Source organism: Sphingobacterium sp. UBA5996 (assembly GCF_002429765.1).
Taxonomy (GTDB): domain Bacteria; phylum Bacteroidota; class Bacteroidia; order Sphingobacteriales; family Sphingobacteriaceae; genus Sphingobacterium.
On sequence record NZ_DJAS01000020.1, the window covers coordinates 1 to 22,251 of the forward strand.

Genomic DNA, 22,251 nt, shown 5'->3' on the forward strand with positions numbered 1-22,251 from the left:
CATTTTGAGACAGCCTCTTTTCTTTATGCTAACCTTTCGTTAACTTTTTTCCAGTTCACAATATTCCACCAATTTTTGATATAATCAGCTCTTTTATTTTGATAGTGTAGGTAATAAGCATGTTCCCATACATCAAGACCTAAAATAGGAATTCCTGTCACCTCAACAACGTCCATCAAAGGATTGTCTTGATTTGGGGTAGAGGTAATTTTCAAGTTACCAGAATCATCCAAAATTAACCATGCCCATCCCGAACCGAATCTTGAGGTTGCTGCAGCCGCAAATAGCTCTTTAAATTTGTCTAATGAGCCAAATGTGCTATTGATCATCTTCAATAATTTCTCGGAAGGCTCGCCCGGCTTATCAGATATACTTTCCCAAAAGAAATTGTGGTTCCAAGCCCCACCCGCATTATTTCTTGCTTTGGGAGAATATTTGGATATGTTTGCTAAAAGTTGTTCCTCTGATGCTTCTTTGATATTTTCAGCAAGGATAGCTTCATTAATAGCATTAATATACGCTATATGATGCTTTGTATAATGGATTTCCATGGTCAACTCATCAATATTAGGCTCCAAAGCGGCATAATTGAACGGTAATTTGACTTGGGAAAACTTTAATGTAGCGGCATTTAATTCCGTTGCTTTCGCGGAGGCAATATCTTGTAATATTGATCCAGATACAGCAATGCCAAGTGTTGCTTTTGCTGCATTTTGAAGGAAGTTTCTGCGTGTTTGCATATAATCTTATTGTGATTAGTTTTGATATAAATATAACGTGAAATTTTGCAATTATTGTTCTCCAATTGTCTGTTAATTGTAATACAATAAAATTGTTATCAATTCGACTTTTTCCCTTGCCATAGTCTTTCAGATTAGTACCATTGTTAAGAGATGAATCATGGTCATTATAGCTTGGATTGAGATATAGTTTAGATTGTATTAACAATAGAGGTGCTTTCGTGGTGCTTAGAAGGTTACACCAACTTGAGGACGTAATGTATTTGCTCTCAAGACTGATTGAACTCTGATTCATGTCGCATTGACGGGGCTTGGGAGTCTAATATATTGTTTATTATGCTTGAATGATTTTTTTGGATAAGCTTAGATAGTGCTTAGGTATTCGGGTCGTCTCCATTCTATCAAAGCACTTATAATTTCTGATTTTTATGTAATTTTGAGCTATGTATACATTAAGGATCTCAAAAATTATCCCTCAACCCAACAATAATATAACCTTTCAGCTTGAGCCAGTAGCAGGAGGCTATCCTCCTTATAAAGCTGGGCAGTTCATTACTCTTTCTTTTGTGTTTGGTGAGCGGGAGATACGTCGTTCTTATTCTTTAAATAGTTCGCCAGATAATAATGAGCCCCTTAGTATCACTGTGAAGCGTGTCGAAAATGGCGAAATATCTAGATTGCTCCATCATACTATTGTAGAGGGAGATGTTGTCAATGCCATGGAGCCTCAAGGTTTGTTTGTATATGAACCTGAACCGGAAAAGGTTCGAACACTATTTCTGTTTGCCGCAGGAATTGGTATCACACCATTATATGCTATTTTAAAAACAGCACTTGTTGCAGAATCTAAATCTAAAGTCGTACTAGTCTATAGCAATAGTACATTGGAATCTACCCCATTTCGATCGGAATTGGAACATTGGGCGGATCAATTTCCTGATCGTTTAACAATTATATGGATTTACTCCGATAGTAAAAACTTGATGAAAGCTAGATTAAACAGAGATTATATTTATGATATTGTCAAAAATCATTTGTTTGGAAGTAGAGAGGAGGCCCTGTTCTATACCTGTGGTCCTGTGATTTACATGGATCTATGCCGTTTTACACTTTTGGGGATGGGATTTGGTTTTGATCAGATAAAAAGGGAGACATTTTTGTTGCCTGAAAATGAAGAGGACGATGATGATGAAACTGAAAAGAAAGTCGACAAAGCAGTCTATGCTATAAAATTATATTTTCAAGGGGAGACTTATATTCTTGAAGTTCCCTACAATAAATCTATTTTAGATGTAGCTCTGGAACATAAAATCAAATTACCTTATTCCTGTAGATCCGGCATGTGTAGTACCTGTATTGCGCAGTGTATTAAAGGAAAGGTGAAGATGGATTATAATGAAGTACTAACAGATCGAGAGGTAGAGCAGGGAAGAACACTATTGTGTACTAGTCACCCGTTAGAGATGGATACAGAGGTTGAAGTGTTGTAAACTAGATCTAGTATTTAAAGTAGCGATATGGTTGTTCTTTATGTTTATTGGTAATAATTAAAATTGCACATACAAGTAAATTTATTTATGTTTGGATATAACCGTTTTATATCTAACTATTATGGGGAAATTACTCTGGAGCCCAACAGAAGAGCAGAAATCTCAATCTGAGATCAATAAGTTTAAACAATATATTGAAAAGGAGTATGGTTTGTGCTTCAGTTCCTATCAGGAACTTTGGGCGTGGTCAACGACAGATCTATCCAATTTTTGGAAGAGTATAGCGACCTATTTCAATTTGGCGTTTCATTCAGATTTTACAAATATTATCGAGCTGCCTGCAGATTCAACAAGCTTTATTGGTACAAAGTGGTTTGCTGGAGCGACCTTGAACTATGCCGAACACGTATTTCGCAAAGCTTCAGAGCAGCGTCCGGCGTTAATCTTTCAATCGGAGCAGCAAGTTAGGAGAGAGGTTTCTTGGCTTGAATTAGAATTTATCGTGCTCAAGCTTCAGATCTATTTGAAAGAAATAGGTGTTCAAAGCGGAGATCGTGTAGCAGGTGTGCTAATTAATGGTATTGAAGCAGTCGCATTATTTTTGGCTACAAATTCCATCGGAGCTGTTTGGTCCTGTTGTTCTCCCGACTTTGGGGAAGCAAGTATTCAGGATCGTTTTGAGCAGATAGAACCTAAAGTTCTGTTCGCTAACAGTAGTTATTCCTATAATGGTCGTCATTTTGAGAAGTCTGAAAATATCAAACAACTCGCAGAACAGTTACCTTCGTTATTGGCCTGCGTTTTTATTGATGACAATATATGGGAAGGGATTATGGGAAAAGATGTTAACCAACATAAGCTTCAGTTCACAGCAGTACCGTTTGATTCTCCAATATGGATTTTGTATTCTTCCGGAACGACAGGAAAACCTAAAGCCATTACACACGGAGTTGGAGGCATGCTACTAGAGCATGTGAAAGCAGTCGGGTTGCATCAAAATGTACAAAATGGCGAACGTTTTATGTGGTATTCAACTACCGGATGGATGATGTGGAATTACGCACTTTCGGCCCTCTTAATGGGAAATACATTGTGTATATATGACGGAGCAACAAATTATCCTGATAAACTTAGTTTATGGAAATTTGCGCAGGAAAATAAGGTGGATCACTTTGGTGTTGGCGCAGCTTATCTCATATCGTGTCAGGATCAAGATTTAAGGTCGCTGTCTTATCAGCCCAAAACAATAGGATCAACTGGTTCACCGCTTCCACCTGATGTTTTTGAGTGGCTAAATGAACAGTTTCCGAAGAGTCAAATTATTTCGTTGAGTGGCGGAACGGATGTTTGCAGTGCTTTTCTCTCTGGCTGTGCATTGCGCGATGTGTATGCCGGTGAAATTCAATGCCGTGCATTAGGAGCTAAGATTGAAGCCTTTGATGTCGATGGTCATAATCTTTATAAAGAGGTAGGAGAACTTGTTATCTTAGCACCTATGCCATGCATGCCTATTTATTTTTGGAATGATCCAGCTAATAAAAAATACTTTAATAGTTACTTTGATAAATACCCAGGGGTGTGGAATCACGGTGATTGGATTCAGATTACATCACACGATGGAGTCATTATGTATGGGCGTTCAGATGCTACGTTGAACCGAGGTGGCGTACGTATTGGCACAGCAGAAATCTATAATGTGTTAAATAAAACCGAAGGAGTCTTGGATAGCCTGGTTGTTTGTGTAGATCACGAAAATGGATCTTCTGACATGTTACTTTTTGTACAATTGAACGATAGTCTATTGAGCGATGCATTAAAAGGAGATATTAAGCGAGCACTTAGGCAGCAGTATAGTCCACGTCACGTACCTGACTATATTTTTCAGGTAGCAGCTATCCCCTACACGTTAAGCGGAAAGAAGCTGGAGTTACCGGTCAAGAAGATTTTTTCAGGGATGGCTATAGAGAAAGCGGTTTCAGTAGATATTATGCGAAACCCAGAGTGCTTGTCCGATTTTGAAGAACTTAGCAAAACTTGGAAACAACATTAAATGTTCCGTATTATCATTTATTATCGATCCCCCTCACATTTCACGGGCTCTTCTGGGTGAGGGGAATTTACGATTGTTACCATTAAACCTGTATAACGCCTACATTATATCGCTCCAGGATAGGCTTTTCGTTGGCCGCTTCTATACCCATGCTAATGACTTTTCTAGTTTCTTCGGGTGATATTATTCCATCAACCCATAATCTCGCTGCGGCATAATAGGGGCTGAGTTGTTCGTTATAGCGATTTTCAATTGATTTGAGAAGATTATTTTTCTCTTCTTCGGTTATTTCCTGACCTTTGGATTTTAAAGCTGATTCTTGGATTTGGAAGAGAGTTTTGCCAGCAGCAGCACCACTCATAACAGCCATTTGGGCAGTAGGCCATGCATAGATTAATCGTGGGTCATACGCTTTGCCGCACATGGCATAGTTTCCGGCACCATAACTATTCCCGACAATAAAAGTAAACTTCGGAACTACAGAATTAGCCATTGCATTTACCATTTTTGCTCCGTCTTTGATGATTCCGCCTTGTTCGGAGCGGCTTCCTACCATAAACCCAGTGACATCCTGGAAAAATACAAGTGGAATGCGTTGCTGGTTGCAATTCATAATGAAACGTGCAGCTTTGTCTGCAGAGTCACTGTAAATAACTCCTCCCATTTGCATTTCCATAGCGTTACCTGGTTTTTTGGCTTTGATAATTTCACGTTGATTGGCAACGATTCCAACAGCCCAACCATCTACACGTGCAAGGGCGCATACAATTGTTTTCCCATAATCTGGTTTGTATTCCTCTAATGTTTCTGCGTCGACGATTGCATGTAAAATATCCTGCATACGATACGGTTTGGTTCTATCTTCGGGGAGAATATCCGCTATTTTACCCGGATCTGTTTTTGGGGGCTGGCTTATCGTTCTATTGAAATTAGCTTGGGCATGTCCTCCGATTTTATCAATAACATTTTTTATTGCTTCCAAGCAACTCTGGTCGTCGGGGAATTTATTATCTGTTACACCAGATATCTCCGAATGTGTAGAAGCTCCACCTAGTGTTTCGGCATCTACGGTTTCACCGATCGCGGATTTAACTAGATAAGGACCTGCTAAAAATACAGACCCTGTCCCCTCCACGATAAAGGCGTAGTCAGACATAATTGGAAGATAAGCTCCACCAGCGACACAGCTTCCCATGATTGCTGCAATTTGAGGGATACCCATCGAAGACATGCGTGCATTATTACGGAATATGCGTCCAAAATGTTCTTTATCGGGAAATATTTCATCTTGCATGGGTAAAAAAACACCGGCAGAATCTACCAAATAAATAATCGGCAGATTGTTTTCCATAGCAATTTCTTGCGCGCGTAGATTTTTTTTAGCAGAAATAGGGAACCAGGCTCCAGCCTTTACCGTTGCGTCGTTAGAGACAATAACGCATAGTTTCGATTTTACGTAGCCCAGTACAGCGGCACAGCCTGCGTTTGTGCAGCCACCATATTCTTTATACATCCCTTCGCCGGCAAACATTCCTATTTCGATATATTCCCGATCTGGGTCGAGTAGATATTCTATTCTTTCCCAAGCCGACATTTTCCCTTTTTCTTTAAGTTTTTTGACTTTATCTATACCACCACCGAATTTTAGATTTTCTCTTTTTTTGCGAAGTAATGCAAGTAGCTCCTTCATAATTTATAATCTTGGTTTAAAAAGCTGTTGAATTAAGGATTTCTTATTTTTAGATAAATTTAAAATAAAATTTTAAAATATTTGCAATTTTATTCCTAAATATTTTGATATATTTGAATAGAATTACCGATTGTAAATTTAATATTCATGCTTATGTTTATTGAAAATAAACAACAAATGGATATGATCAGAGCAAGTGCGCGAGATTTTGCACAGTATCATATCAAACCTTATGTGATGGAATGGGACGAAGCCCAAATTTTTCCAATAGAAGTTTTTAAAAAGTTAGGCGAACACGGCTTCATGGGCGTGATTGTTCCCGAAGAATATGGTGGGTCTGGGCTCGGATACCAGGAATATATTACCGTTTTGGATGAGATTTCTAAAGTATGTGGTTCTATAGGACTTTCTGTAGCGGCGCATAATTCCTTATGTACAAATCATATCTTGAGCTTTGCCAGTGAAAGGCAAAAGAAGCATTATCTTCCGAAACTAGCGACAGCCGAATGGATAGGCGCTTGGGGGCTCACCGAAACAGGGTCAGGTTCGGATGCAGGCGGAATGACGACGTTTGCTGAAAGGGATGGTGATTATTATATTTTAAATGGTTCCAAGAATTTTATAACCCATGCTATCAGTTCGAGCGTAGCGGTAGTTATCGCGCGAACGGGGACCAAAGGTGATAAAAAAGGAATGTCAGCCTTCATTGTTGAGAAAGGAGTTCCCGGATTTACCGCTGGCAAGAAGGAGAATAAATTGGGGATGCGAGCTTCGGAAACAGCTTGTCTGTTTTTTGATAACTGTCGGATACATCGCGATCAACTTATTGGAGAAGAAGGACAAGGTTTTGTACAGGCGTTGAAGTTATTGGATGGGGGGCGTATTTCTATTGCGGCACTTTCGTTAGGTATCGCCCGAGGAGCTTATGAGTGTGCGCTAAAATATGCACACGAGCGTGAGCAGTTTGGAAAAAAGATTTACGACTTTCAAGCAGTTTCATTTTCACTTGCAGATATGGCTACCCAAGTTGAAGCTAGCGAATTGTTAACAAGACAAGCCGGCTATTTGAAGGATCATGGGCAACGTGTTTCTAAAATAGGAGCGATGGCTAAGCTTTATGCTTCAGAGGCTGCTGTCAACGTTTCCAACGAATCCGTTCAGATTTTTGGCGGATATGGGTTTACTAAGGACTATCCCGCGGAGAAGTTTTTTAGAGATGCTAAGCTATGCACAATAGGGGAGGGGACTTCAAGTATTCAAAAAATGGTGATCGCCAGAGAGATCCAGAAAGATATTTTATAGTGTTATGAGGGATCAAGTTGTATTGGTTGATTGCCCAAGGGATGCTATTCAAGGGCTTCACAGCTTTATTGATACAGATAAAAAAATTAAACATATTAATACGTTAATCGATAGTGGACTGTTTGATGTTATTGATTTTGGATCTTTTGTCTCTCCGAAGGCTATTCCACAGTTAGCCGATACAAAAGCGGTGCTAAAGGGAATCCGAAAGAGTGAGAGGGTGAAGCTTTTAGCCATTGTTGCTAATCTACGAGGGGTGATAGAAGCGGTTCAAGAGGAAAAAATCGACTATTTAGGGTACCCATTTTCAATCTCAGAAACATTCCAATTGCGAAACACCAATATGGACTTAGCTGCATCTTACCAACAGGTAAAAGAAATGACAGCTTTGGCTGCGGCGTACCATAAATCGCTGGTTGTCTATATTAGCATGGCCTTTGGGAACCCTTACAACGATCCTTGGTCACCGGTGTTAGTGAAAGAGTGGATTGAAAAGCTAATCGATCTTGGCATCCGGGAGTTTGCTTTGGCAGACACCACATCAGAAGCCGATGCGAACCAAATTGCCGAATTATTCAACGCTGTCAATGCCCGTTTTCCAACATTCGATATTGGTGCGCATTTTCATGCAAGTAGAGCAGAAAGTCTCGCAAAGATTGAAGCTGCCTATATTGCGGGCTGTCGTAAATTTGAAGGTGCATTACTTGGCTATGGCGGCTGTCCATTTGCGAAAAATGATTTAGTTGGTAATATACCTTCCGAACTTTTATTACACTATTTTAGACGAGGAACAGATGCTGAAATAGATACATTGGAGCATAGTTTTAGGCAGTTGATTTTGTAATATTTTTTAATGGAAAGACTGAATTTTATAAAAGTGCACATTGAAGAGCATGTGTTCAACCTGACGCTAGCGCGATCGGAAAAGAGAAATGCTTTTAGTCCGACTATGGTGAGCGAAATTGCGTATGCATTGAATCTTGCGAATAATGATCCAAATATTTATTTAGTGCAGATAGAAGCTGAGGGGCCTGTCTTTTGTGCTGGTATGGATCTAAAAGCTTTTGCGGATCCAACCTCGGATACCGGAAATGCGGCAATTCCCAAGGTTGAAAAATCATTGGCGGAAATATTTTCCTGTCTAGACAAACCATCAATTTGTGTGTTGAGAGGTGATGTTATTGCAGGTGGTTTTTTAATTGCATTATCCTGTACGTATTTGTTTGCTCTCCCAAATGTGCGTTTTTCTTTGCCAGAAGTAAAAATTGGACTTTTCCCATTTCAGGTACTGGCTTTGCTAATAGAATTTATGCCGGAGAGAAAGGCAATGGACCTTTGTATCAGAGGAAGTTCTTTTTCTGCTCAAGAGGCTTTAAAAAAGGGAATCTTGTATGAAATTCTCGATAAAGAAGAGACAGGGTTGGTGGAATTGAAAGCAACAATTCTGGAGAATGCTCCCTTGGCTATTTCAAGAGGTTTTGCTGCGCTCAGAAAATTAAAAGAGCAAGATTTTAATGATAAGTATACCTTTCTCTTACAGAGCTTATCAGCGTTGCGGAAAACCAATGATTTCAAAGAGGGAATGGACGCAATGCATAATAAACGAAAAGCCAATTGGAAAAATAGCTGATCACTTATTCCTTAATTAACTAAAATGATCTAAAGCTGGGCCTGCTGGTCAAAGGGGAGAATTCCCAAGGGATAGAGCTAAGAACAATCATTAGGGCGATACCAAACCAGATTAATAATATTTTAAAACGTCGATCGTCTGTATCGGCGTTTTTGCTTTTAAGCATACCTGCGGTCAAACAAATTGCAGCAATAATCATCATGCTGCTGTGTTCCATGCCAAAGAAGCGGATTTGCCTGAGGTGAATGGATTCACCGAAATGTTGCAGAAAATACTGTGTTATTGGGCTTGATACATAGAGGATAAATCCTAAAAATAGCTGAATGTAAAAAGAAATAACCGTTGCTTTCAATAGAAAATGATCAGTAGATGAAAATGGTAGCTTCCGCTTTCTTTTATAAAAAAAGATTGAAAGACTACATACCAGTATAATCAATACTTCCCATCGCCATAAAGAATGGAACGCTAAAATAAAAGGATATGTGTGATTCATCATACAGACAAAGATGGAGAATAAAATAGATCTAAAGCAATTTTAAGCGATAAAAAACATACAAAATAGTGGTTCTTTTGCGAGGTGCGAAGCTGTTTTTGTTAAATATTATATGTATTTATTGTTGAGGTATTTTTTATATTATTTTGATTAACAAGTATTTTAAAATTTTGTTTAACTGTCGATTAATACTGCTCGCGAGCGTATTTAATTGTTTGTTGACAGGTGGGCAATTAGGAATAACTCGGAGGAATGACCGTGCCGAGGATGTAATAAAGAGCCCATCTTGCTTAGTATGTATATACCACAGATGCTATTTTCGGTTGCTTTTAGCCATTCTGCCACTTTATTTATCAGTCAATGTAGAATTGATAGGCTGTTTTGATTTAAATGTAGTTGTTCGCGTTTGTACCTGAGGCGTGATTTATGCAATGAACAGAGCAGGTATTGAACGTAGAATAATATCGCTTTTGGTCATTATGAATTTTGTAATTTTATGTATTAACTGTATGTTTTTCATGGTATTTTGTATTTTATATGAATTTAATATTTAAGTTAATCTGTTTTAAAGTTTACATGCTTTCTTTCGCAGCTGGACGAGTCAAAGTAATGTTCTAGCGCTATTCTTTTGAAATTATTTTTGGAATTGTAAATAATTGTTTTCTATATTAGTGTATTAATTAAATAATACAGTAGTATGGTTACTATCCAAAATCTAAATTTTAGCTATAGTAAATCAAGGCCCTTATTTCTTCATATGGATCTTGAATTGAAGCAGGGGCATATCTATGGCTTGTTGGGGAAGAATGGTGCTGGCAAATCGACTTTGCTTAAGAATATCGCTGGCTTAGTATACCCTGTTTCGGGGCAGGTTGATGTACTTGGACATAATCCAACTCGAAGGGAGCCTTCATTGTTAAGGGAGATTAGTTTTATTCCAGAAGAGTTTTATCTCCCAGCAGTAAAATCTGAACAGTTTCTAAAGGCAAATGCGGGATTTTATCCCAACTTCGATCAGAAGTATTTTGATCAGCTCGTCCATGAGTTCGATATCCCTATTAAGCAAAAATTGGCAAACATGAGTTATGGTCAGAAGAAGAAATACATTATTTCTTTCGGATTAGCATCCAATACAAAATTGATCATTATGGATGAGCCAACGAATGGTCTGGATATTCCTTCAAAAGCTCAGTTCCGTAAGATCATGGCGTCAGCAATAACGGACGAGCGATGTGTAATCATTTCGACACACCAAGTGCGAGATCTCGATAATCTTATTGATGCCGTTATTTTGCTTGATGATCATAAGGTTGCGTTAAACGCGCCGGTGCATGTTATTACTGATCATCTATGCTTTAAAAAAGTAAGAGAGTTGCCTTTGGATGCGATTTACCACGAAGAGGGAGTAGGTGGTTTCAATGTGATTCTTCCAAACACAGCAGTGGAAGATTCAAAGCTGGATTTAGAATTGCTATTTAATGCTGTTTTGCAATGCAAAGAAAAAATTACGAACCTTAATAAAATTGATAAAGATGTCAAACATTTTTAATTCTACGCGATTTTTAGGACTGATTCGAAGGCAGTGGATTGGTTTTGGAAGAATTTACCTAATGTCAATAGGAATTATTGCAGGTGTGATTTTTGGCTTTTACGCGGTTAACTTTGCTTCAAATTATGAGGGGATGAAAAATCAAACTGCTTACTCGCTGCTAAATTTCAGGGCCCCGTTATTCTGTATCTTGGGACTATTCTTTGTAACAGTTGTTTCCAGCAGCTATTTTGCCGATCTAGGGAAGAAGACACGTGCTATTTTTGAATTAATGATTCCAGCCTCACAGTTGGAAAAATTTCTGGTTAGCCTATTCTATACCGTTGTGGTAAGTATTGGTTCTTATTTGTTGGTATTTTACTTGATTGACTTGGCATTTGTAGCATATTTGAAGGGTTTTGGTTCGATGGTTTTAAATCAAACGGCGTCCACAGGAAAAGCGGGCAGTATAGATCTTTGGCAATACTTTTATAAGGTTCAGTATCCGCATTCGGCATACTATTTTTATTTCGCGCCGATTCTTCTGAATGCTATTTTCTTGCTCGGCGGGATTGTCTTTCAAAACTATCAATATGTAAAGACAGCTATTTCCGTAGTGATTTACTGCGTTGTTTGGATATGTTTTTTTGTTTATCTGATAAAAATTCAAACCCAAGATACAGTCGGGGTAATGGGCAATAATTATTGGTCTGATTCAAATCACATTTTTGCGCTGATCGGCGCTGGAGCGTTATTCCTTACATTGGTATTATGGTGCGTTGCTTTTTTAAGATTAAAGGAAAAGGAGATTTAATATGGAATTCAATGCAAACAAAGCTATTTACCTTCAGATTGCTGAATATGTATGTGACCATATTTTGCTAGAAACCTGGAAGGTTGATGAAAAGCTTCCTTCTGTAAGGGAGTTGGCGGTTCAAATGGAGGTTAATCCCAATACGGTGATGCGAACCTATGATATGCTGCAGCAGAGAGAAATTATAGCAAATAAACGTGGAATTGGCTTTTTTCTGACGCAAGAATCGGTAAAAAATGTGAAGTTGTATAGAAAGGGGATTTTTCTAGAGGAAGATCTTCCGCTGTTTTTCCGTAATATTTATTTATTGGAAATTGGCCTGGAAGAACTAGAGAAGCGTTATAAACAATTTATTAGTCAGAATTTTAACCAAAATGAATCATGAAACTAAGTGCAAAAATAACAATGGTATTAGCAATAGGCTTATTCGCAATTCCGATGCTTGTCGCATCCTACCTTTTTCGTATAAATCGAGTGGATGCAAAACAATATAATGCTGATATTGAACACGAAGTGTCTAACCCAGGTGGTAAGGATGTTTATTTCCGATCGTTCCCGCTGACTTCCTTTGATAAGCTTTTTATCGTAGGAGACAATGCTAGTGATGTTGGGTTGTATTGGGTGAAAAGTGATAAGTTTGCGGTTAAAGTTAATAAGAGTCAAGCTGATTTTGTGAAAGCGAATGTTGATCAATCGGGAAGTCTTACCTTAAATCTTTTGCCGGGAGGTGAGGGTGGCTATAAGTCAATTTATATTTTTTCACCTGATCTTAAACTGTTGAAATTAAAAAATGTGGGTGTTAGTGAGCTGTCTGCCAAGCTGCATGAATTGACCGTTATAGGCGATAGTGTTAAGGTGCTTAACGTTTCTGATCAATCTGTTATAAATACGTTGAATTTGAGTCTGACAAATTCTTTTATTGAAGATCTCGGTGGAGCAGATGCGCGGGGAAATGCTGTTGTGGGCCATTTATCTGTTAACACTACGAATACTGTTTTGGGGTTGCCAAGTGTTAATTATCAAAGTGCAGATATCGTTGCCAACAATTCAGAGGTATATTTCAATGGTAAAGGGGCTAATGCTAAGGTTGACCTTCTAAAGATTAAAACAGAAGGGAAGTCATCTGTTCGATTAGATAGTTTGCAATGGGGTACATTGAATGGAAGTTTATCTAATGATACTAAGATAGATTTACCTATACATGCATTGCGAACCTTGATTAAATAAGTTTTTTTTACGAAATACAGCTATTGGCTACCAAAGATATCATATCGACTGAATGCGCCGAAAAGGAACAAATTCTGTACGGAACTTGTTCCTTTTCTATTAAATGGAAGATGTAGATTTTCGGTGCTCAATGCTGCAGTCCAAAAAATACGTCTCGAATTCGAAATAATTCTTTTTGTTTCTTTTCTTTAACATCTCTAGTAGGAGTTCTACTGATTTTTCCGCCATAAGCTTTGTTGGCTGAGTGATTGTTGTCAAGGAAGGGTTAAGACTGTTGGCAAAAGGGGTATTGCTGAATCCTATTAAGTTCATGTCATCAGGAATTTTTACCTTCAATTTGTTTAGTATATGCAACACTTTTAATGACAAGGTGTCGGTTGTCGACAGGAGCGCGTTGGGTGGTATCTGGCGGTTTAATAAGTCACTTATTTTGCGTTCTAACTCATCATCGATATTGTCTTTAGGGCTAGAATAGGATATTTCTATCATATTCTCTTGTTTGAAGGGTATAGAGGCATTAAAGAGCGCATCTTTATATCCTTTTATTCTGCTTACATTTCCACCGATATCCTTACATAATAAAAGAATGATATTTTCCCTTCTGTTTTTGATCATTTCTTCCGTTGCCTGATAGATCACCTTATTGTTTTGAATTCCGATTTTGAAAGTGTCAAGCTGATGGTTTATTCGGTCGAAAATAATAACAGGGCAAATCTGATCCATTATATAGAACAGGAGCGATAAGCTGGAATCATTTTTTACAGGGGAAATGATTATTCCTTCAATATTGCTTTGTATGCAGAGTTCTAGTGCTTCTTTTTCTTTTTTCTCATCGTTAAAGGTCTGTAAAAGGATGAGTTTATAATTCGTCTGCGACAGAATAAGAGAGATCTCTTCATAGAAATCGAAGAAAAATGAGCTTGAAATAAATGGAACAATGATGGCCAAAGTATTTGAGCGTCCTGTCTTTAAGCTTTTGGCAGAGAAATTTGGTATATAATTGATTTTCTTCGTAAAATCTAAAATTATTTTTTTTGTTTCTGCACTTATTTCATGGCTATCGTTGAGTGCTTTAGAAATAGTGCCCGGAGATAATTTTAACTGTTGGCCAATCTCTTTTAACGTAAATCTCTTCATGTGCTCGATCTTCTTTCATTGATTACAATATCCTAGATTCACTAGGGTAAGATATAACTAGAATTATTGTTGAATTATCGGTTGCTATCTTTAATGTTTAAGCCCGTAAAATTTTGAAATTATAAAGATAAGATAAAAAAGATGTTTTCAAATGAAGATCAAGAAAACCATCATGAACGAGAAGTTTGTTTTTTTAGCTTTTCATTTTAACTAATCAGTTTGCGGAATGTAGGGGAGTATTAAACGAAAAAAGCTAATCTTGCGATTAGCTTTTTTTTTGTGATCCCGCTGGGATTCGAACCCAGGACCCATACATTAAAAGTGTATTGCTCTACCAGCTGAGCTACGGAATCCTTTCTGTTTTTGAAAGTGATGCAAAGGTAGAATTTCTTTTGATATATGCCAAATAATTGGTTGTGAAATTTGATTGAAACAACTTAACTGCTTAATAAATAAAAGGATTATTTTTTTACCATGCTTTTTTTGCATGGATTATTCGGTCTGCTCCATTGATATCTTTGATCAATTTGACTTGTTCAAATCCTTTTTTGATCATAAGATCTTTCATTTCTGCACCCAGATACTGATTGATCTCGAAATATAGATCTCCATCTGGAGCTAAATGTTTAAGGGCAAAGGATGAAATAACGTCATAAAAAATCAATGGAGTGCTTTCTTCAATGAATAGCGCTAGCTCGGGTTCATAAGCCAATACATTTTCATTCATATATTTTTTTTCTCCAGGAGTAATATATGGCGGATTGGATACAATGATATGATAGTGTTGATTGGAGAATATATATTCCCACTCAAAGATATCTGCGTTGATAAATTGAACTGCAGTTTTTAAGATATTAGCATTTTCTTGCGCGGTTTTTATCGCTTCTTTTGAGATGTCTATCGTTGTTACTCTAGCATTCGTGAGATGTTTTGATAAAGTGATCGGAATGCAGCCAGAACCAGTTCCTATATCAATAATATTGAGGTTTTGAGAAAATTTGTGGTTCTTAATAATCAGATCAACAAGCTCCTCAGTTTCCTGTCGAGGAATTAAAACTGATTCGTTGACTTGAAAAACTTCACCGTAAAAATCTGCTTTGTTGAGTATATACTGTATAGGTTTATGCTTTTTTAAATCCCGAAGAATGCTAAGTATTTCAGCGCTATTCTTATCATCTACAGGATCTTTTTTGCTCAACTGATAATTAGCGGTATTTAACCCTAATTTTTCAGCAATAACGACTAAGAATATTGCTTTTATTTCATCATTATCGTATAACTTATGAAGCTCTTGTTGAAATAATAATTCGAAATCTTGAAGTATTTTCATTCAGCAAAGGTACGATTTTCATAGATTTGTATCTATGGATATGCACAACCAATATATGCAGCGTTGTTTGGAACTAGCCCAAATCGGTGCAGGTTCAGTAAGTCCCAACCCAATGGTTGGGGCTGTCATCGTTTTTAATGGTAAAATTATCGGTGAAGGGTATACATCTCCTTACGGTGGAGCGCATGCTGAAGTCAATGCTGTACAGCAGGTTATGCAAAGGTACGGTGAAAAAGCAAAGGAGCTTATCGAAGGAAGTAATTTTTATGTCAGCCTCGAGCCTTGCGCGCATTATGGGAAGACACCTCCCTGTGCCAATATGATTGCTGAGCTAAAACCTTTGAAAGTTTTTATAGCATGTTTGGATCCCTTCGGAAAAGTCAATGGTAGAGGAGCGCAGATACTGCGAGAAGCTGGTATTGAAGTTGAAATTGGTCTGCTCGAAAAAGAGTCCATTTGGCTCAACCGCCGTTTTTTTACCCGTATTGGTGAATACCGCCCGTATGTTATTTTAAAGTGGGCGCAAACCAGGGATGGTTTTATAGGAAAAAAAAATAAGCAGGTTTGGATCAGTAATGCTGCAAGCCAACAGCTCGTTCATCGTTGGAGAGCAGAAGAGGATGCTATCTTGGTTGGTACAAATACTGCAATTGTGGATAATCCCAGTCTGACCGTAAGAAAGTGGAAGGGTAAAAATCCATTGCGTATTCTTTTAGACAGAGACCTTGCCATTCCGATGGATGCCCCTATTCTCGATGATCAGGCCGATACTATTGTGTTTAATGCTAAAAAGACAGAGTGGACAGCAAATGTTAAGTATATTGAGCTTGAAAATTATGGATTATATCTACCGCAAAATATCCTTTATCAACTTTATTTAATGGATGTTCAGTCTATAATCATAGAAGGCGGGCGTGCGACCTTGCAGATGTTTATAGATTCGAACCTGTGGGATGAGGCAAGAGTCTTTGAGTCTGAGGCGAATTTATTGAGCGGGATTAAGGCTCCTCTATTCAAGGGGCAATTACTAGAAAGTAAATTAGTTTCCAATGATATTTTAAAGATCTATAAGAAACAGTAATTTTTGTATATTTAGGGAATTATAAGCCATAGCCGGTTAGTTTAATTCTTAAATTACAATTATGTTAGTTACAGAAAACTTAATGCAGTTTATCTGGAAACTTCGGCTATTCCGTGCAAATGGGTTAAATTCCACAGATGGTGGGGCCTTAGCCGTTGTTCAAGTGGGGCGATACAATACAGATTCTGGCCCCGATTTTCTCATGTCGCACATTAGATATGGAGATAAGGATTGGTTCGGTCATGTAGAAATGCATATTCAATCCTCAGATTGGGATCGACATGCTCATCAAGAAGATGTTGCTTACAATAACGTGATCCTACATGTAGTTTGGAAAAATGATAAAGTTATCTACCGAAGTGATGGCACGTCTATTCCTACTTTAGTGCTTTCGGACTACGTAGATAAAAATCTATTGGAAAAATATGCCAATATGATGAATACCAAAAGCTGGATTCCCTGCGAATATCAGCTTGGGCCTATCAATATTTTTAAAAAATCAATGTGGTTGAATACCTTGTCAATTGAGCGTTTGGAAATGAAAGTTCAGCGGATTTTCGAAATACTGAAACATTTTGATACTGATTGGGAAAAAACCTTCTGGATATGGATGTGTAGATCTATGGGTTTAAAAGTTAACGCAGATACTTTGCAGGAATTCGGCGAAAAACTGCCTTTGCATGTTCTAAAAAAATACCGTTCAAACTTATTTAAAACGGAAGCTATTTTTTTTGGTATCAGTGGTTTATTGCTTGGTAGACCAACTAGTGGGTATGTGAAGCGATTAGTCGACGAATTTAAGTACCAACAGCACATTCACAAGATAGAAATCGTTTTTGGTGTATGGAAGAGGTTGAGGATGAGACCATATAATTTTCCCGAACGGCGTATTGCTCAATTAGTTGTTTTATTCAGTAAGAATGAGTTGGGGGTGGCAAAGCTTTTGGCCGTAGATAGCTTGGAGGCGGCGAGAAAATTGTTCAAAATAGAACCTTCAGGTGATTTTTGGGAATCACATTTTTCCTTAAGTACAAAAGAAAAAGTTAAAAAATGTGCGTGGATCGGGAAAGAAACTGTTGATCTTCTGGTAATTAATGTAGTTGTTGTGTTTCTTTTTTCATATGGTAAATATTTTGGCATTCAGTCCTATATCGAAAAGGCATTACAGTTATTGGAGGAGCTTCCTGCTGAAAAAAATAATATCGTGCGGCAATTTGCTAAATATGATTGGGATGTTAAAGATGCAGGCAAGACGCAGGGAATGTTGCAGTTGAAGGAGTTTTACTGCGATAGGAAACGTTGTCTTCATTGCAGAATCGGTATGGAGATCTTAAAAAGTACCTAGTTCTTTAAAATTTCTGCAATTTCTTTATGGCCTTTTTCATACGCCAGATCCATTGGAGATAATCCGGCACTATTGATTATTCTTGTGTCGGCTCCATTTTCAAGTAAAGCAACAATAAAATCGATGTTACCATATTGGGCCGCAAAATGGAGTGGAGTTTCGCCTGTGGCCTGAATGGCATTGACATTAGCGCCCGCATCGATAAGCAATTTCCCGATTTCTTCATTGTTGTTAGCGGCGGCAATATGCAGTGCTGTAGTGAGTTGTTCATTTTTCGTTACGGTGTTTGGATTCGCCCGTTTGGATAGCAATAGACGTACAATGTCTACTTTGTTGAAATATGTAGCTAAGGTCAATGGCGTAAAACCCTGCGATGACCATTCATTGATAACCGAAGGTACCTGCGAAATAATAGCCTCAAGATAGGATGTTAATCCTGCTGCACAAGCCTCATGTATAGTCATGGACTTGGTGTGTTGTAAAAGCACCCGTATGATCTGAGGTTTGTTGTAATAGCAAGCTAATAGAAGGGGCGAAATCCCATGACTTGTTGTTTCCTGTAAAAGTTCGGGATTTCCAATTAATAACAGATCTATGTCGTGGCTTTTTCCTTGTTCTATGTATTGTTCTAAAATAGAGAGATTCATGTGTTTGTTAATTGTCTAAGTTCTTTACTAAAATAAACTTTATTCATGAGAATAAATGTTTGATGGGAGAAATTATTGATATTTTATGAAGCTCCATATCCCAATTAAAAGTGGGCGGTTAGCTGTTTTTGAAAGATTTGTTGAGATGGAAAGAGCCCAAAAAGCGTGTTTTTTGATTTTTTATATACACAAATGTGTAGTAATGCACATAATATTTCCGTAAATTAAAAAGTAGATGTACTTTTGTTAAGCCCCTCCCAAGGGCATGTTTTTCATAGGTAGATGTAGGGTCGGGTGTTTCTCACTACGACCCTTTTTTTATAGCTTTGTTTTATATTTTAAAAGAGATGTCTAAAAGGAAGATAGTTATAGCTATTACGGGAGCTAGCGGCTCAATTTATGCTAAAGTTTTACTTAAAAAGCTTTTGGTGTTAAAAACACAAATCGCTGAAGTTGGTATTGTCATGTCGAATAATGCGAAGGATGTATGGCGTGCGGAATTAGGCGATGAAAGTTACCAGGATGTACCTTTCAAATTTTATGATAAAGGTGATTTTTTTGCTCCTTTTGCATCGGGCTCCGCCCGCTATGATACTATGATTGTCTGTCCTTGTTCGATGGGTACATTGTCGCGAATAGCGCATGGCATATCTTCTGATCTGACAACACGCGCTGCTGATGTCATCTTAAAAGAGCGGCGACGACTGATTTTGGTTACACGTGAGACACCTTTAAGTATCATTCACATTCAGAATATGAAACTGGTGACAGAGGCAGGTGGCATCATTTGTCCGGCATCACCTTCATTTTATAGCTTACCAAAGACGTTTGAAGAGGTAGCAGAAACCGTTGTTGATCGTATTTTGAGTCTTGCTGGATTTGACTTTAAGCATTATCAGTGGGGGGAAAATTCCTAGGTAATCGTTGCCGAAATCTATTTTTAATGTTCTTTAATAAATTTGTATTTTGTAACTTTGTTTCTCGAAATGAAGCAGTCACAAGCATCAAGCGAAAAAGTTATTTATAGCTATATGATTTATAGTGATAAAGCGCCTTTCTATCTGTTCACAATGCACAATCTATGTGCTTCGATTAAAACTTTGTATCCTTTTAATTTCAATCACAATCATATATGAAAAGCTTATTGATTACTTCTGTTAAAGTAATTTTACCTGGGAATAAATTTCATCAGCAGCAAGTGGATGTATTTATTGAAGATGGAAAGATTGCACAGATTGGAAAATCTGTCAAATTAGCGGATAAAGATAGTGAGACCATTGATGGCTCCGGAAAAATATTAGCGCCTGGCTTTTTTGACTTACATGCCAATTTTGGAGAGCCTGGGCTAGAAACCAAAGAAGATATCTTAAGCGGAACAGCAGCAGCTGCTGCAGGTGGCTTCACTGGAGTAGCCGTGATGCCCAATACTGAGCCAGCTATTCAAAGCCGTTCAGAGGTCGCTCTAATTGTCAATACTGCGAAAGGAAATATTGTGGATGTATATCCAATTGGTGCGATCAGCAAAAAGAGAGAAGGCAAAGAACTGGCCGAATTATTTGATATGAAGCAAACCGGGGCTGTTGCTTTTAGTGATGGAAACAGGAGTGTTCAACAAGCGGGACTAATGAGCAGAGCGTTGTTGTATGCTAAGGGGTTTAATGGATTAATTTTTTCGCATGCGGAAGATGAGTCGATGGCAGGAGGAAACAAGATGAATGAAGGCGCTATGAGTACTTATTTAGGTATGAAGGGTATTCCAAACCTTGCCGAATCATTAATGGTTTCTCGCGATCTCTATCTAGCAGAATATACAGGAGCTCCTATTCATTTTGCTTCCATAAGCACACCAGAAGCTGTTGATCTGATAAAAAAAGCGAAAGCAAAAGGTCTTCAAGTCACATGCGATGTTGCCGCACATCAATTGGTGTTTACTGACGAAGATATCGTTGGTTTCGACAGCAATTACAAGGTTAGCCCCCCATTAAGAACGAAAGCAGATCTTAAGGTATTACTTAAAGGAATCAAGGATGGAACTATTGATGCTGTTGTCTCGCAACATACACCGCAAGAAGTAGAATTCAAGAATGTCGAATTCCATATTGCCAAAAATGGCATTATTGGTTTACAGACCGTGCTGCCGCTGTTGATTCGTGCCGGATTGAACGAAGAACAAATTGTAAATAGTCTGTCCGTCAGACCAAGGCAAATTTTAGGACTTGAAGTACCTCAGATTGAAGAGGGAGCAGCAGCAAATCTTGTTTTATTTGACGCATCGAAAGCATGGAATTTCGATGAGAAAACCAATAAATCCAAATCAAAAAATTCACCTTTATTCGGAAAGACCTTAAACGGTGCTGTCGAATTGGTCATTAATAATAGTCAAATTGTTAAAAACGATTAAAAACCATGGAAGCAAATATTAAAGCAGCCGTTGAGGCAGGTATATTAAATTATGGCAAGGTAGATGGAATTTCGACAGCCCCGGAATTCCTTGAAAAGATTATTCGCGTATTCAACACGGAAGTAAGCTATTTGGAAAAGTTAGAACTGTTGGATCAGTCTTTCGATGACTATCCTTTGTTTGACGAACTTCGCGAAGTATATGTTGATCTTTTATTGATGAATTTTTTCTCCAACGATGTATTGAAGCTGGAAGATGATTATTTGGATTCAGAAGAATGGGAAGCAATCGAAGATGAAACCATAGATCGTGGGACTGAATTATTGAATATTTTTCTTTATTTAGGGGAATGTAAAGACGATGAGATTGAACCTGAATTGGATGACTTCTTAAAAGAGTTTTTACTGGTTGATGAAGACGAATTTCAAGACGAGCATGAAATTTATGAAGATATCATTGCTAACCAAATTGTGGTAGATAGTCCATATGCTGAAATCGCGAAAGTCGGTAAAGGAATAAATCCGAAAAGCGAGGTATATGAACTTTTCTATCCTATTATGAGCTTCTTTAGTGAATTCAAGCCCTCTGAAAAGCAATTTGAGGAATATGCTGAAGCGTCTTCCAATAAGGCTTTTGATATTGCCCTTTACCAAATAATGAGTACTTACTATAATAAATAATTTTATGGCAGATTTAATCAACCCAAGTAATGTAGGATTTGATGCGGTAATCGACAAAAAGAAAAGTATTATCTATGGTGTCATATTGGGAATAATTTCTTTTATCCTAGGATTAATTGTCCTGTTTGTTGTCAAAGACTTAAATTCCTTCTGGGGGGTAATGTCGATGTCATTTATCGTTAATACAGCGGTTTTTGTTATCATCGCTGCCTTGTTCGCTTTCGCTCTTCGGAAAGCAAATGGTGGCTACTGGAATTTTTCAATAGCATTAAAATCGATCTTTATGATGCTTGCTATTTCTACTATTATTTCCACGATCGGTACACAGCTCTATGTCAACTTCGTTAATCCAACGTTACAAGAAAAGGTTGTGACTCATACCATTAACGTAACCATTGAGTATATGGAAAAGAATAATGTTCCTGACGAAGTTATAGATTCAAAAATAGCGGAGCTTGAAAAACAAGTTGATTCTATCGGCAAAATTACCTTAGGACAAGTTTTGAAGGGGTTGGCGATCACCTTGATGTTTCAATTTGTTTTTGCATTGTTACTATCAGCTTTGACAAAGCGAGAAAAATTAGCGATTAGACAAGACGCCATTTAGTGCCTAACAAAATAAAACTGTTCCTACAAGGTATTGCTGAAAAAGTAATACCTTTGTTG

21 protein-coding genes and 1 tRNA gene are annotated in these 22,251 nt (G+C 37.8%); 15 read left to right on the top strand and 7 right to left on the bottom strand.

From position 1 onward, the window contains the following. Positions 1-23: 23 nt before the first annotated feature. The gene (locus B3E00_RS14825; protein WP_293939052.1) at positions 24-740 is read right to left on the bottom strand and encodes a superoxide dismutase; all 717 of its coding nucleotides are present in this window, start codon (positions 738-740) and stop codon (positions 24-26) included. A gap of 443 nt (positions 741-1,183) precedes the next feature. On the opposite strand from B3E00_RS14825, the gene B3E00_RS14830 reads away from it, so the two are divergent. Together B3E00_RS14830 and B3E00_RS14835 are read left to right on the top strand one after the other, a co-directional pair. Then, positions 1,184-2,230 (top strand): ferredoxin--NADP reductase, encoded by a 1,047-nt coding sequence (locus B3E00_RS14830; protein WP_293884310.1) that lies wholly within the window; start codon positions 1,184-1,186, stop codon positions 2,228-2,230. Positions 2,231-2,351: 121 nt separating this feature from the next. Further along, a complete protein-coding gene (locus B3E00_RS14835; protein ID WP_293884308.1) occupies positions 2,352-4,280 on the top strand; it encodes an acetoacetate--CoA ligase in 1,929 nt (642 codons plus the stop codon). Positions 4,281-4,362: 82 nt separating this feature from the next. Here B3E00_RS14835 and B3E00_RS14840 read toward each other — a convergent pair whose 3' ends face one another. Further along, positions 4,363-5,970, bottom strand: coding sequence for an acyl-CoA carboxylase subunit beta (locus tag B3E00_RS14840; RefSeq protein WP_293884306.1), 1,608 nt, complete (start codon positions 5,968-5,970; stop codon positions 4,363-4,365). Positions 5,971-6,123: 153 nt separating this feature from the next. On the opposite strand from B3E00_RS14840, the gene B3E00_RS14845 reads away from it, so the two are divergent. Genes B3E00_RS14845 through B3E00_RS14855 form a run of 3 tightly spaced genes read left to right on the top strand, consistent with a single transcriptional unit; the run spans position 6,124 to position 8,902 of the window. After that, positions 6,124-7,272 (top strand): acyl-CoA dehydrogenase family protein, encoded by a 1,149-nt coding sequence (locus tag B3E00_RS14845; RefSeq protein ID WP_293884304.1) that lies wholly within the window; start codon positions 6,124-6,126, stop codon positions 7,270-7,272. A gap of 4 nt (positions 7,273-7,276) precedes the next feature. Next, entirely contained in the window at positions 7,277-8,116 is an 840-nt protein-coding gene (locus tag B3E00_RS14850) for a hydroxymethylglutaryl-CoA lyase (protein ID WP_293886161.1), read from the top strand. Between the two features lie 9 nt (positions 8,117-8,125). Beyond that, positions 8,126-8,902: an enoyl-CoA hydratase/isomerase family protein gene (locus tag B3E00_RS14855; protein ID WP_293939054.1), complete on the top strand. Its 777-nt coding sequence runs from the start codon at positions 8,126-8,128 to the stop codon at positions 8,900-8,902. Positions 8,903-8,921: 19 nt separating this feature from the next. Here the strand turns inward: B3E00_RS14855 and B3E00_RS14860 are convergent, their stop codons facing one another. After that, positions 8,922-9,254 (bottom strand): hypothetical protein, encoded by a 333-nt coding sequence (locus tag B3E00_RS14860; protein WP_293884298.1) that lies wholly within the window; start codon positions 9,252-9,254, stop codon positions 8,922-8,924. An 838-nt stretch (positions 9,255-10,092) separates the two neighbouring features. Here B3E00_RS14860 and B3E00_RS14865 point away from each other — a divergent pair. Genes B3E00_RS14865 through B3E00_RS14880 form a run of 4 tightly spaced genes read left to right on the top strand, consistent with a single transcriptional unit; the run spans position 10,093 to position 12,964 of the window. Beyond that, entirely contained in the window at positions 10,093-10,944 is an 852-nt protein-coding gene (locus B3E00_RS14865) for an ATP-binding cassette domain-containing protein (protein ID WP_293939056.1), read from the top strand. Next, the gene (locus B3E00_RS14870) at positions 10,928-11,737 is read left to right on the top strand and encodes a hypothetical protein (protein WP_293939058.1); all 810 of its coding nucleotides are present in this window, start codon (positions 10,928-10,930) and stop codon (positions 11,735-11,737) included. The genes B3E00_RS14865 and B3E00_RS14870 overlap by 17 nt, the downstream gene beginning before the upstream one ends. Position 11,738: 1 nt before the next feature. After that, complete coding sequence (locus tag B3E00_RS14875; protein WP_293939060.1) at positions 11,739-12,122, top strand: GntR family transcriptional regulator; 384 nt, start codon at positions 11,739-11,741, stop codon at positions 12,120-12,122. Continuing rightward, a complete protein-coding gene (locus tag B3E00_RS14880) occupies positions 12,119-12,964 on the top strand; it encodes a hypothetical protein (protein ID WP_293939062.1) in 846 nt (281 codons plus the stop codon). Before B3E00_RS14875 ends, B3E00_RS14880 begins: the two co-directional genes overlap by 4 nt. A 99-nt stretch (positions 12,965-13,063) precedes the next feature. Here the strand turns inward: B3E00_RS14880 and B3E00_RS14885 are convergent, their stop codons facing one another. From B3E00_RS14885 to prmC, 3 genes are all read right to left on the bottom strand, one after another. Then, a complete protein-coding gene (locus tag B3E00_RS14885) occupies positions 13,064-14,101 on the bottom strand; it encodes a LacI family DNA-binding transcriptional regulator (RefSeq protein ID WP_293884288.1) in 1,038 nt (345 codons plus the stop codon). 280 nt (positions 14,102-14,381) lie between these two features. Further along, positions 14,382-14,454: transfer RNA gene (locus tag B3E00_RS14890), tRNA-Lys, on the bottom strand. A gap of 116 nt (positions 14,455-14,570) precedes the next feature. Next, a complete protein-coding gene (gene prmC / locus B3E00_RS14895; RefSeq protein WP_209574658.1) occupies positions 14,571-15,431 on the bottom strand; it encodes a peptide chain release factor N(5)-glutamine methyltransferase in 861 nt (286 codons plus the stop codon). 34 nt (positions 15,432-15,465) lie between these two features. Between prmC and ribD the strand changes: the two genes are divergently transcribed. Both ribD and B3E00_RS14905 read left to right on the top strand, forming a co-directional pair. Next, complete coding sequence (gene ribD, locus B3E00_RS14900) at positions 15,466-16,512, top strand: bifunctional diaminohydroxyphosphoribosylaminopyrimidine deaminase/5-amino-6-(5-phosphoribosylamino)uracil reductase RibD (protein WP_293939064.1); 1,047 nt, start codon at positions 15,466-15,468, stop codon at positions 16,510-16,512. Between the two features lie 61 nt (positions 16,513-16,573). Continuing rightward, positions 16,574-17,857 (top strand): DUF2851 family protein, encoded by a 1,284-nt coding sequence (locus B3E00_RS14905; RefSeq protein ID WP_293939066.1) that lies wholly within the window; start codon positions 16,574-16,576, stop codon positions 17,855-17,857. On the opposite strand, the gene B3E00_RS14910 is transcribed toward B3E00_RS14905, so the two are convergent. Continuing rightward, positions 17,854-18,504 (bottom strand): ankyrin repeat domain-containing protein, encoded by a 651-nt coding sequence (locus tag B3E00_RS14910; RefSeq protein ID WP_209574651.1) that lies wholly within the window; start codon positions 18,502-18,504, stop codon positions 17,854-17,856. The genes B3E00_RS14905 and B3E00_RS14910 overlap by 4 nt on opposite strands. A 347-nt stretch (positions 18,505-18,851) precedes the next feature. Here B3E00_RS14910 and B3E00_RS14915 point away from each other — a divergent pair, with 347 nt between their 5' ends. The 4 genes from B3E00_RS14915 to B3E00_RS14930 all read left to right on the top strand — a co-directional run bounded on the left by B3E00_RS14915 (position 18,852) and on the right by B3E00_RS14930 (position 22,192). After that, complete coding sequence (locus tag B3E00_RS14915; protein WP_209574649.1) at positions 18,852-19,421, top strand: UbiX family flavin prenyltransferase; 570 nt, start codon at positions 18,852-18,854, stop codon at positions 19,419-19,421. A gap of 215 nt (positions 19,422-19,636) precedes the next feature. Continuing rightward, positions 19,637-20,905, top strand: a complete 1,269-nt coding sequence (locus tag B3E00_RS14920; RefSeq protein WP_293939068.1) for a dihydroorotase — start codon at positions 19,637-19,639, stop codon at positions 20,903-20,905. A gap of 5 nt (positions 20,906-20,910) precedes the next feature. Continuing rightward, positions 20,911-21,585, top strand: coding sequence for a hypothetical protein (locus tag B3E00_RS14925; RefSeq protein ID WP_209574645.1), 675 nt, complete (start codon positions 20,911-20,913; stop codon positions 21,583-21,585). Between the two features lie 4 nt (positions 21,586-21,589). Next, positions 21,590-22,192, top strand: coding sequence for a DUF4199 domain-containing protein (locus B3E00_RS14930; protein WP_293884276.1), 603 nt, complete (start codon positions 21,590-21,592; stop codon positions 22,190-22,192). Positions 22,193-22,251 lie beyond the last annotated feature (59 nt).

Coding starts and splice junctions, on each gene's coding strand:
- B3E00_RS14825 (WP_293939052.1), bottom strand. CDS start 740: ATGCAAACACGCAGAAACTTCCTTCAAAATGCAGCAAAAGCAACACTT.
- B3E00_RS14830 (WP_293884310.1), top strand. CDS start 1,184: ATGTATACATTAAGGATCTCAAAAATTATCCCTCAACCCAACAATAAT.
- B3E00_RS14835 (WP_293884308.1), top strand. CDS start 2,352: ATGGGGAAATTACTCTGGAGCCCAACAGAAGAGCAGAAATCTCAATCT.
- B3E00_RS14840 (WP_293884306.1), bottom strand. CDS start 5,970: ATGAAGGAGCTACTTGCATTACTTCGCAAAAAAAGAGAAAATCTAAAA.
- B3E00_RS14845 (WP_293884304.1), top strand. CDS start 6,124: ATGTTTATTGAAAATAAACAACAAATGGATATGATCAGAGCAAGTGCG.
- B3E00_RS14850 (WP_293886161.1), top strand. CDS start 7,277: ATGAGGGATCAAGTTGTATTGGTTGATTGCCCAAGGGATGCTATTCAA.
- B3E00_RS14855 (WP_293939054.1), top strand. CDS start 8,126: ATGGAAAGACTGAATTTTATAAAAGTGCACATTGAAGAGCATGTGTTC.
- B3E00_RS14865 (WP_293939056.1), top strand. CDS start 10,093: ATGGTTACTATCCAAAATCTAAATTTTAGCTATAGTAAATCAAGGCCC.
- B3E00_RS14870 (WP_293939058.1), top strand. CDS start 10,928: ATGTCAAACATTTTTAATTCTACGCGATTTTTAGGACTGATTCGAAGG.
- B3E00_RS14875 (WP_293939060.1), top strand. CDS start 11,739: ATGGAATTCAATGCAAACAAAGCTATTTACCTTCAGATTGCTGAATAT.
- B3E00_RS14880 (WP_293939062.1), top strand. CDS start 12,119: ATGAAACTAAGTGCAAAAATAACAATGGTATTAGCAATAGGCTTATTC.
- B3E00_RS14885 (WP_293884288.1), bottom strand. CDS start 14,101: ATGAAGAGATTTACGTTAAAAGAGATTGGCCAACAGTTAAAATTATCT.
- prmC (WP_209574658.1), bottom strand. CDS start 15,431: ATGAAAATACTTCAAGATTTCGAATTATTATTTCAACAAGAGCTTCAT.
- ribD (WP_293939064.1), top strand. CDS start 15,466: ATGGATATGCACAACCAATATATGCAGCGTTGTTTGGAACTAGCCCAA.
- B3E00_RS14905 (WP_293939066.1), top strand. CDS start 16,574: ATGTTAGTTACAGAAAACTTAATGCAGTTTATCTGGAAACTTCGGCTA.
- B3E00_RS14910 (WP_209574651.1), bottom strand. CDS start 18,504: ATGAATCTCTCTATTTTAGAACAATACATAGAACAAGGAAAAAGCCAC.
- B3E00_RS14915 (WP_209574649.1), top strand. CDS start 18,852: ATGTCTAAAAGGAAGATAGTTATAGCTATTACGGGAGCTAGCGGCTCA.
- B3E00_RS14920 (WP_293939068.1), top strand. CDS start 19,637: ATGAAAAGCTTATTGATTACTTCTGTTAAAGTAATTTTACCTGGGAAT.
- B3E00_RS14925 (WP_209574645.1), top strand. CDS start 20,911: ATGGAAGCAAATATTAAAGCAGCCGTTGAGGCAGGTATATTAAATTAT.
- B3E00_RS14930 (WP_293884276.1), top strand. CDS start 21,590: ATGGCAGATTTAATCAACCCAAGTAATGTAGGATTTGATGCGGTAATC.